Origin of the sequence: Muribaculum sp., assembly GCF_029051885.1 — a bacterium.
GTDB lineage: Bacteria > Bacteroidota > Bacteroidia > Bacteroidales > Muribaculaceae > Muribaculum.
The window spans coordinates 2,536-11,988 of record NZ_JAIDKI010000090.1 but is presented as its reverse complement, the minus strand read 5'-3'; the positions used below and the strand labels follow the sequence as shown (position 1 = coordinate 11,988).

General features: G+C 44.1%; 10 protein-coding genes and 1 pseudogene. 4 read left to right on the top strand and 7 right to left on the bottom strand.

Annotated features, from left to right (window positions below; all coding sequences use genetic code 11):
• From K2I50_RS04130 to K2I50_RS04115, 4 genes are all read left to right on the top strand, one after another.
• Nucleotides 1-620, top strand: a 620-nt coding sequence (locus K2I50_RS04130; protein WP_301024968.1) for a glycosyltransferase family protein, incomplete at its 5' end; no start/stop codon positions are given.
• Nucleotides 617-1,489, top strand: a complete 873-nt coding sequence (locus tag K2I50_RS04125) for an alpha-1,2-fucosyltransferase (RefSeq protein WP_301024967.1) — start codon at nucleotides 617-619, stop codon at nucleotides 1,487-1,489. The genes K2I50_RS04130 and K2I50_RS04125, both read left to right, overlap by 4 nt.
• 26 nt (nucleotides 1,490-1,515) lie before the next feature.
• The gene (locus K2I50_RS04120; RefSeq protein ID WP_068960486.1) at nucleotides 1,516-2,325 is read left to right on the top strand and encodes a glycosyltransferase family 2 protein; all 810 of its coding nucleotides are present in this window, start codon (nucleotides 1,516-1,518) and stop codon (nucleotides 2,323-2,325) included.
• 19 nt (nucleotides 2,326-2,344) lie between these two features.
• Nucleotides 2,345-3,373 carry an acyltransferase family protein gene (locus tag K2I50_RS04115; RefSeq protein WP_301024966.1) on the top strand — a complete coding sequence of 343 codons (1,029 nt, stop codon included), beginning with the start codon at nucleotides 2,345-2,347 and terminating at the stop codon, nucleotides 3,371-3,373.
• 140 nt (nucleotides 3,374-3,513) lie between these two features.
• Here the strand turns inward: K2I50_RS04115 and meaB are convergent, their stop codons facing one another.
• From meaB to K2I50_RS04080, 7 genes and pseudogenes are all read right to left on the bottom strand, one after another.
• Nucleotides 3,514-4,623, bottom strand: a complete 1,110-nt coding sequence (meaB, locus tag K2I50_RS04110) for a methylmalonyl Co-A mutase-associated GTPase MeaB (RefSeq protein WP_301024965.1) — start codon at nucleotides 4,621-4,623, stop codon at nucleotides 3,514-3,516.
• 118 nt (nucleotides 4,624-4,741) lie between these two features.
• Entirely contained in the window at nucleotides 4,742-5,527 is a 786-nt protein-coding gene (locus K2I50_RS04105) for an SDR family NAD(P)-dependent oxidoreductase (protein WP_301024964.1), read from the bottom strand.
• Between the two features lie 151 nt (nucleotides 5,528-5,678).
• Nucleotides 5,679-6,242, bottom strand: coding sequence for an HdeD family acid-resistance protein (locus K2I50_RS04100; RefSeq protein ID WP_301024963.1), 564 nt, complete (start codon nucleotides 6,240-6,242; stop codon nucleotides 5,679-5,681).
• A 198-nt stretch (nucleotides 6,243-6,440) separates the two neighbouring features.
• A complete protein-coding gene (gene tpiA / locus K2I50_RS04095) occupies nucleotides 6,441-7,196 on the bottom strand; it encodes a triose-phosphate isomerase (RefSeq protein WP_123612810.1) in 756 nt (251 codons plus the stop codon).
• A 72-nt stretch (nucleotides 7,197-7,268) separates the two neighbouring features.
• Nucleotides 7,269-8,651: a BT_3928 family protein gene (locus K2I50_RS04090; RefSeq protein ID WP_301024962.1), complete on the bottom strand. Its 1,383-nt coding sequence runs from the start codon at nucleotides 8,649-8,651 to the stop codon at nucleotides 7,269-7,271.
• Nucleotides 8,611-9,153: a DUF1599 domain-containing protein gene (locus K2I50_RS04085; protein WP_301024961.1), complete on the bottom strand. Its 543-nt coding sequence runs from the start codon at nucleotides 9,151-9,153 to the stop codon at nucleotides 8,611-8,613. Before K2I50_RS04085 ends, K2I50_RS04090 begins: the two co-directional genes overlap by 41 nt.
• A gap of 91 nt (nucleotides 9,154-9,244) precedes the next feature.
• Nucleotides 9,245-9,453 (bottom strand): annotated as a pseudogene (locus K2I50_RS04080) (hypothetical protein); the annotation flags it as partial.

Sequence of the window (9,453 nt, the reverse complement as noted above, 5' to 3'; positions counted from 1 at the left end):
GTATGGGGTTTCCTTTGGATTCACTCTTGCGGTTCGAAATATTTATGACAATCAAAGACAAACTTCTAAAGTTTGACTATATTTTCTTTTTTAATAGTAATGCTTTGTTTGTTGACTCTGTAGGAATTGAACTACTACCCTCTAATTCTGAAAAATTAGTTGGAGCAGAATGGCCAGGCAAACGTAAACCATTTAAGCATCCGATGTTCTATCCATACGAGCGTAATAAGAATTCTGCTGCGTATATTGCTCCATATGAAAAGCAACCATATTTATATTATATGGGAGGACTAAATGGAGGCGAAGCTAAAGCATATCTTAATATGATTTCAACGCTTGCCCAAAATATAAGGAGAGATTATGATGCAGGAATAATAGCTCGTGTTCATGATGAGTCTCATATAAATAAATATTTTCGAGCCCATCCATGTAAAATCCTATCCCCCGAATATTGTATGCCTGAGGAATGGATAACTCCCGAATTCACACCTAAAATTATATTTAGAGATAAGGTGAAAGTTGATCAATATTTCAATAAAGGCCGGTCATCATCATATGGGTCTAAGATAAAAAAAAGTGCGTTAATAATTAAAGATGCTCTTATTTGGTATTTAAAATGAAAATAGTAAAATTCTTAGGTGGACTCGGCAACCAGATGTTCCAACTTGCCTTATTGAAATCACTGCAAAACCTATATCCTGAGGAACGTATACTTGCCGACATTTTTTCTTACAATGGATATGGATTACATAATGGTTTTGAGGTAGCAGATATATTTAATTTATCAGTTGAATTTGCCACCCTTAAAAATGTAGCGAGTGTCGCTTGGCCTTTTCCCAACTATCGTACATGGCAAATTGGTAGCCGCATCTTACCGCAAAGGCGTTCAATGTGCATTGATTTGAAAAATACTGATTGGGATAATCCGAAATATAAATACTACGAAGGTTATTGGCAGAATGAAAAATTTTTCAAATCGATTCGCCCGTCTCTATTAGATGTATTCTCTTTCCCATTAGATGATAATATACACAACAATAAACTTTTAAATGATTTAACGAATACGTCAAGTATATCTATTCATATCAGACGGGGTGATTATATCGGCAATAAATTATATCAAAATATTTGTACTTCAGAATACTATAGAAATGCGATAGAATTCGTCACAAGTCAATTACAAGCTGTAGACATAGCCTGTATATTTTCCAATGACATGGAATGGTGTAAAAAAAATATTCCAGTATTATTGCCAAGCGGCGTAGATATTAGATATGTGGATTGGAATACAGGCATCAATAGTTTCCAAGACATACATTTAATGTCTAAATGCAACCATAATATTATTGCAAATTCTTCATTCTCATGGTGGGGGGCTTGGCTAAATCAGAATCCTAATAAAATAGTGGTTACTCCTAATAAATGGACAAATAATACTATTGGAGAGGATCCGATATGCGACTCTTGGAGTAGAGTCAAAATAAATTAAATTACTGATAATAGATTCTATATCTCATGTTATTTTCTGTTTTGATGTCGCTCTACGCCAAAGAGCGGCCCGACTTTCTGCGTCAAAGTCTCGACAGCATATTTAGCCAGACAATAGCTCCTACTGAAGTTGTTATTGTAGAAGACGGTCCACTTACTACAGATTTATACTCTGTACTTGATGAATTTGAGTTAAATCATGCTGAAATCAAACGTGTAGCACTTAAAGAAAATGGAGGGTTAGGTAATGCACTTAATGAAGGGTTGAAATACTGTTCACATGAGATAGTGGCACGAATGGATACTGATGATATTGCACTTCCCAATCGTTTTGAAAGTCAGATAGACATATTTAACACATACCCTGATGTGCAGGTTGTAAGTTGTTGGATTGACGAATTTGAGGGTAACCCTATGAACATTGTTTCTACCAGGAAAATACCTGAATTCCCATTTGAAATTTATAAATATGGGAAAAAACGGTGTCCAATTAATCATCCTGCATCTGTATTTCGTAAAAGTGCAATTTTATTTGCTGGTGGATATCGGCATTTTCCTTTATTTGAAGATTATTATCTTTGGGTACGTTTACTATTAAATGGTGCTAAATTTTACAATATTCAAGAGTCATTATTGCTTTTTCGCTCATCTTCAGATGTGTTTAAACGTCGAGGTGGACTAAAGCATGCATTGGAAGAAGTAAAATTCCAAAATCACATACGGGCAATCGGATATATAAATATGTTACAAATGGTTGTAAACATTACGATTCGATTTACCACACGAATAGTTCCTAATTCATTGCGTGGATTTATATATAAAAAGCTACTCCGCTAATCACCAGTTAACAAATTCTATGATAAAAAGGCTTGGTTATGTTGATTGCCTGAAAGGATTTGCAATCTTTCTCGTTGTCTTAGGGCATGTTGTCCAAAATTATAATCTGATGGATTCGTGGATTTTTCGGATTATTTATTCGTTCCATATGCCATTGTTCATGTTTATGAGCGGATATGTGTGTTTCCGCAAATATGACTGGACAATAATAAAGAAACGAGGGATACAATTATTGATTCCGTTTTTTAGCTACATTCCTGTAAAATATGGGCTTGACATCTTATTGACGGGCAATCAGAATATTTCTCTTCTGGAATACATCTGTCGGGTAGTTTATCATCCTGATGGAGGGCTGTGGTTCTTATGGGCCTTATTTTTCATCACAGTGCTTTTTATAGCAAGCAGACGTATTGCACGGAGAATCAATCTCCCTGAATGGATTGTGTTTGCGACTGTGGCCGGCTTATTAAATGGGATTGTCATCTTTGGCAATGTGCGCCAGTTCGGATTTCATTGGATAGCATGGTATTTCATCTATTTTTGTGCCGGAGTGATGTGGCGCACATGGAACGAGAACAAGAATGATACCCGTAAGTTTGATTTCCGATTGCTTATATCATGCGCTATAGTTTTTCCGGTGATGGTATACTTTTTCCGTATGCATAATGAACCTCCTACTTTCTATCAATGGATAAATCTTGGACGCCTGTTCCCGGTTGTATACCGTCTGGTAATCGGAATGGTCGGGACGATGCTTGTATATGAACTGTTCAAACTATATAACAAGCAAACCGAGCGGCTACACTTCTTAAGCAAAATGGGGGGGGTGACTTTGGGAATATACTATATCCACTTCCTTGTATTGCAAATTGTATTCACATGGCCAATTTTTGGAAATGCGATTGTAATCGGTATATGCCTGTACACAATAATCGTATCGATTATCAGCTATACATTGTCGAGGGCATGCCTCAGATATCGTATTCCGGCACTGTTGGTAATGGGCAAATGGCCTGACCGAAACGATAGGGCAATCTTGGCACGATAGCAAGAGATAGCCTTTGAGAAAGAGCCTGGCACCGCGCGGACATAGTGCCAGGCTCTTTTTGATATAGCATACGAATAGCACCGACGTTGGGACTTTGATACATCCCAACGCCGGTGCTATGTTTTCATAAAGGCGATGAATTATATGGAGGAATAGTAATGGTCGAGGATGTCGCGCGCGGCGGTAAATGATGATTGCTGATTGGCCAGCACGCGAGCCTCTTTGTCGGCCAGCAGTGCCTCGATATCGGGACGTGTGTAGAAGTTGCGGCGCAACTGCTCGTCGATGGTCTCATACATCCAGTAGCGCGCCTGTTCGTTACGCTTGCGCTCGAAGTAGCCGTTGGCTTTCACATAGTCGAAATAGCGGTCAATCATATCCCACACTTCCGCGATGCCGATAGCGTAGTAGCCGGAATAGCACAGCACTTCGGGCGACCATCCGGAGGGCGACGGGGGGAAAAGCTGCAACGCGCTGCGAAACTGGGCCTGGGCCAGGCGCGCGCGGTCTACATTGTCGCCGTCAGCCTTGTTGATTACGATGCCGTCGGCCATTTCCATAATGCCACGTTTGATTCCCTGCAGTTCGTCGCCTGTGCCGGCAAGCTGAATCAGCAGGAAGAAGTCGACCATAGAGTGTACGGCGGTCTCGCTCTGACCTACGCCTACGGTCTCTACAAATATGTTGTTGTAGCCGGCAGCCTCACATAGCACGATAGTCTCGCGTGTCTTTCTTGCCACTCCGCCCAGGCTTCCGGCCGAGGGGCTGGGGCGTATGAATGCATGCGGATTGACCGACAGACGCTCCATTCGGGTTTTGTCCCCGAGGATGGACCCTTTTGTGCGCTCGCTCGAAGGGTCGATGGCGAGAACGGCAAGTTTGCCGCCATCTTTCAGCACATGCAGCCCGAACTCATCAATCGAGGTCGACTTGCCGGCGCCGGGCACACCTGTTATGCCGATGCGCCGTGAGTTTCCGGAGTAGGGGAGACATTTCTCAATCACCTCCTGGGCTATTTTCTGATGTTCCGGCGAAAGGCTTTCGACCATGGTCACGGCGCGACTGAGCATTGTGACATCGCCCTTGAGTATCCCTTCGACAAGTTCACCGGCCGACGGCATGGGGCGCCGGCGTCGAGCCTTCATATAGGGGTTGACCGATGGCGGCTGAGCCACTCCGTTGTTGACTGTCAGACCCGCATATTGCGAGTCGTTTTCGATATGATGGTGGTTGTCGTGATGGGCGTCCATGGAGATTTCAGTTTTACAATAATGCAAATTTAATAATTCATAGCCCAATAAGCAAAATAAAGGGGCACAACTATGCCATATGCGGCGTGTCGTGCCCCTTCGGTATTAATGACAATCTCTAATCTGTCGCCTGATCTACTGCCATGCTGACTTGCGCCGGATTCTCAGCCGGTTTCGACAATGTAATGGGAATCTTTACCCACAGGCGTCCCGGTATAAGCCTCCAGAAGAATACGGCCGCTGCCCACCGGCGGTCAATGACTGCGATGCGGGTGCGTTTTTTCAGCGCCTTGATAATCATCGGCACTACCTCGCCCTCTTTCATTGTCATGGGATATTTCCGGTCGGGGTCGAGCAATGGAGTGCGCACCCATCCTGGACGAATGTCGGTAAACGCGATTTTCAACCCATTCATGCGCGACAACTGCTCCAGCGCCTCTATATAATTCTGCTGATAGCGCTTCGACGCAGAGTATGCCGCAATCTCACCTATGCCCTTGGTGCCTGCCACTGACGATATTATGGCAATATGTCCTTTACCGACATTGCGGAAATAATGGAAAGCCGTGTCTACCATGCGGGTAAACCCTACCACATTGGTCTCTGCCGTATCCACTTCACGCTGTATGTCGAGCTTCGGATCAAAGAATCCGATTCCGGCCACATGGAAATATATGTCCATACCTCCGAGTTTACGGATTAGAGACAACAGCTTACGCGGTGCTTCCGCTTTGGTTATGTCTATCGCTTCCCACTCTACTGAATCAGGAAACATCTCTTTGAGAGCTTTCATCCGCTCTACCTTGCGTCCGGCGACGCCGACACGCCATCCGGTGGCGGCCAGCGATTCGGCTACATGCTCTCCGATTCCCGAAGTAGCGCCCATTATCACGATTTTCTTCATGTCAGAGTTGTCTTGATTTTATGTTACAGAGAAATATTCTTACTTATATGTAACGCATGCCATGCATGTATTGTTGGATTTATATGAGATAAAACAATCGGCATCACTGCAAGGTGATGCCGATTGTTTCAATGTGATTTATGTCAGTAGGTTAATTTTCACCCTGGCCAATCTGCGGCTTGATGTCATAGGCAAACATGCATATTGAGAAGCCCCAGTAGATGAATGCCAAAGAGGTAAGGAAGCTGACCATCTCCATATTCTGAATCCATCCTGCTTCTACAAAGAAAAATCCGATAAGCATCAGCAAAATGCCGTTGATAAGATACAGCCACCAGTATTTTCCCTTATGCCCGTTGACCGAACTTATTATCATCGTGATACCCCAATAGATGAAAATGAGAGCCAGGAAGTAGGGGAATACCTCTTCCGACAGAAGGATGCTTCTCACCATCAGGAATCCGATAAACATGTCAATCATACCTCCGGCAATCCACCAGCCCCATCCTTTCGGGAAATGAGGCCCGGCGGCTACAATAAGCTGGACGATACCTGCAAGAATCAGAAGCCAGCCGAATATCTGGGAGGCAACAGCATATCCTGCAACAGGCCAAAACCAGTATGCGAAACCGCACAACACCATCATGATACCGGCTATCAACACGAGCCACCAGCTCTTGGAGTAGCCCAGGAAGTTTAATTTTGAGAGACTCATAATTAAATAAATTTAGTTGAACTATTATTTTAATTTAATAACAATACTATTTGTGAAATAGTTGCAACTGATACTGAATTTATTGAGTCTCCTGTAATATGGCTGATAGATATAATGACTGAGGTTATAAAAAACTCCTCCGGTGCATTTATGACACCGGAGGAGCATATAATCGGGATATATATATCGGTCTATGAATTAGAACGCGGTAACGATACCCATGAATGAGGCTGCATCAAGAGCTGCGCCACCGATAAGTCCGCCATCGATATCGGGCTTTGCAAAGAGTTCCTTTGCATTTGAGGGCTTGCAGCTGCCGCCATAGAGGATAGAAGTGTTGTCGGCTACTTCCTTGCCGTAACGCTCTGCAATGAGGTTGCGGATGTGTGCATGCATGTCCTCAGCCTGCTCGGGAGTAGCGGTCTTGCCTGTGCCGATAGCCCATACGGGTTCGTAAGCAAGGATGATTTTGCCGAAGTCTTCGGCTGACAGATGGAAGAGTGCTTCTTCAATCTGCTTCTTCACTACTTCGTTGTAAGAACCGTCCTCACGCTCGGCAAGAACCTCGCCGATGCAGAAGATAGGAGTAAGGTTGTTCTCAAGAGCAAGAGCTACCTTTTCTTTGAGGATTTCAGAAGTCTCGCCATAGTACTGACGACGCTCTGAATGGCCGAGGATTACATATGTTGCGCCGGTTGAAGCTACCATGGGTGCGGAAACCTCGCCGGTGTATGCGCCCGACTTGTGGTCAGCACAGTTCTCTGCGCCAAGGCCAAGTTTATTTGTGTCGATTACAGCATTTACAGATGCCAGGTGAGTGAACGGGGTGCAGATAACCACGTCGCATTTGGGTGTTACGCCGCAGAGGGCTTCATTGACTTCTTTGGCAAGAGCTACGCCTTCCTGGAGTGTTGTGTTCATCTTCCAGTTGCCGGCTACTACATTTTTTCTCATAGTTGTATTGAATTTTATTGGGTTATGTCAGTTGCATGAAGAGAGGTGCTGCATGATGATGTGCAAATTTACTTATTTTTTTTGATTCATGCGAGTAAAATGCAATTTAACAGCTCTGCCACTTCTGTCAAGAATCCATAAGAAAAGTTCAAGACCGCAAAAAAACAGTGTAAGAGTCAGCATTATAGTCTTTCCTGAGAATCCGAGTGACGCAAATGTGTCAGGACCGGGATGCTCGAAGATTTCTGAATCAATCGAACTGAGGGTGCGTTTCCACCGGATAATACCGTCACAAAGATAGACTACAGCAATGTTGCCTCGGGCAATTTCCTTTATTGAGGTATCCTCGCTTGTATAGATAGGATAGGACGCCATCGACAGGTCACGCCACATGTCCACTCCTTCGCTGTCGGTTGCGATTATTGCAGCCATTGTGCCTCCACGCGAATCAATGTATCTGTTTATCTCATTTATAAGATATGTTGATGACACATCTATACCTTGTAGGTCCGGGATAAGGAGCAGAATCTCTTCTCCATCGGCTGAGATTGCATCAGACGTGGCATCATCACCATTTTCATCGTAGACCGTAATCATCCCGTCGTAACCGATGCCATTATGACTCTTATGGTCTTCGGCCGGTTTTTCAATTCGTTCAATAAATGTCCATGAATCATCCGGAATAGAATCTTCTGTGAAATCATGTCTTTCGCCATTCTTTTCATATACAAATATATACTCAGGTATGTAATCGTCGTCGCTATTCCTTGCCAGTTCTCCGAGAGGGGTTCCTACGGGATAAGGGCGGAAGTCGATAAGCGGCTGTATATTATAACCGAATATTGCAATCAGAAGCACATATATGATGGCTATTACGGCAACGAGCCATTGGCTGTAGGTGGAAAACAGCCCGGGTACGCTTGCATTCTTAATAATCAGATAAACGATAAATACCGTAAGCACAACGTTTTTGATGAACGTAGCGGTATTTGAGATTACCCACATGTCGCCAAAACATCCGCAGTCGGCTACAGGGTTGGCTATCATTATATATAATGTAAGCGGAAGCATCCCGGCCATGACAAGGCCTATCATCCATGCACACGTGCGTTTATAGCTGCCGGTCATCAGCAGAAAGCCAAGCAGGAACTCTAAAGCAGCAAGGGCTGTTGCGACTGTAAACACCACACCATGCGGCATCGGCATATGCCACACCGCCAGATATTGGTCTATCTTGTACACGAATCCCCATAAATCAATTGTTTTGGAGATTCCTGATACGACAAACGTCATACCTACAATAATGCGGCATACCCACACCAGTATTGTGGTGCGAGTGGATACATGCCTCACCTGTGCCGGGCCGACATTACCTTTTGTCGGTTTGGCATCACAGGCTGTCTCCGGAGTCGGATTACTCGATACCGGTGAGCTTGATAAGGGCGAACGCTGCATAGTTTATCATATCCTTATAGTTGGCATCAAGACCCTCGCTGATAAGCGTTGTGCCTTGATTGTCTTCAATCTGTTTTGTACGCCAGAGTTTCTGAAGTATTATATCCGTAAATGAAGATACCCTCATCTTACGCCAGGCCTCATCATAATCATGATTCTTGTCAAGCATAAGGGCGATAGCGCATTCCAGATGCCGGTCATAAAGGGCAAGAGCCTCTTCGGTTGACAAATCTGCGGTATCAGCCCATCCTTTTTCGAGTTGGATGAGCGCGATTACTCCATAATTGACTATGCCGATCCATTCAGGTATCACACCTTCTTCCACGCGGTGCTCTGACTTTGTCTCAAGCGAACGTATGCGCGCTGCCTTGATGTAAATCTGGTCGGTAAGCGACTCCGGACGCATCAGTCGCCACGAAGACCCATAATCTTTAAGTTTTTTCTCAAATATGTCACGACACATAGTGCCTACCTTGCTGAATTGTTGTGCGGTATCTGCCATGTTGTTTGATAGCTAAGAACTTGTAAAAAAAAGTATTGAAGAGAGAAACAATCGGTATATAAGTCCCTAAAGGGTATTTGATGTCAATGAATCAGTTTATCACTCCGCGAGCTGTCAGTATCCTGAATATCAAATCATGCATCAGGTCATAAGGGTCCTGCCTGGAGCCTACGCCTTTTGTCGCAGCATCCGTATGTCGGAGTTCGCGCAATATCTCTACCGTCTGACGTGCATTATATTGCTTCATTCCGGTTTTATAATCTTTCGAGAGCCAGTTGCCTTTGCGGCCTAATGCTGCAC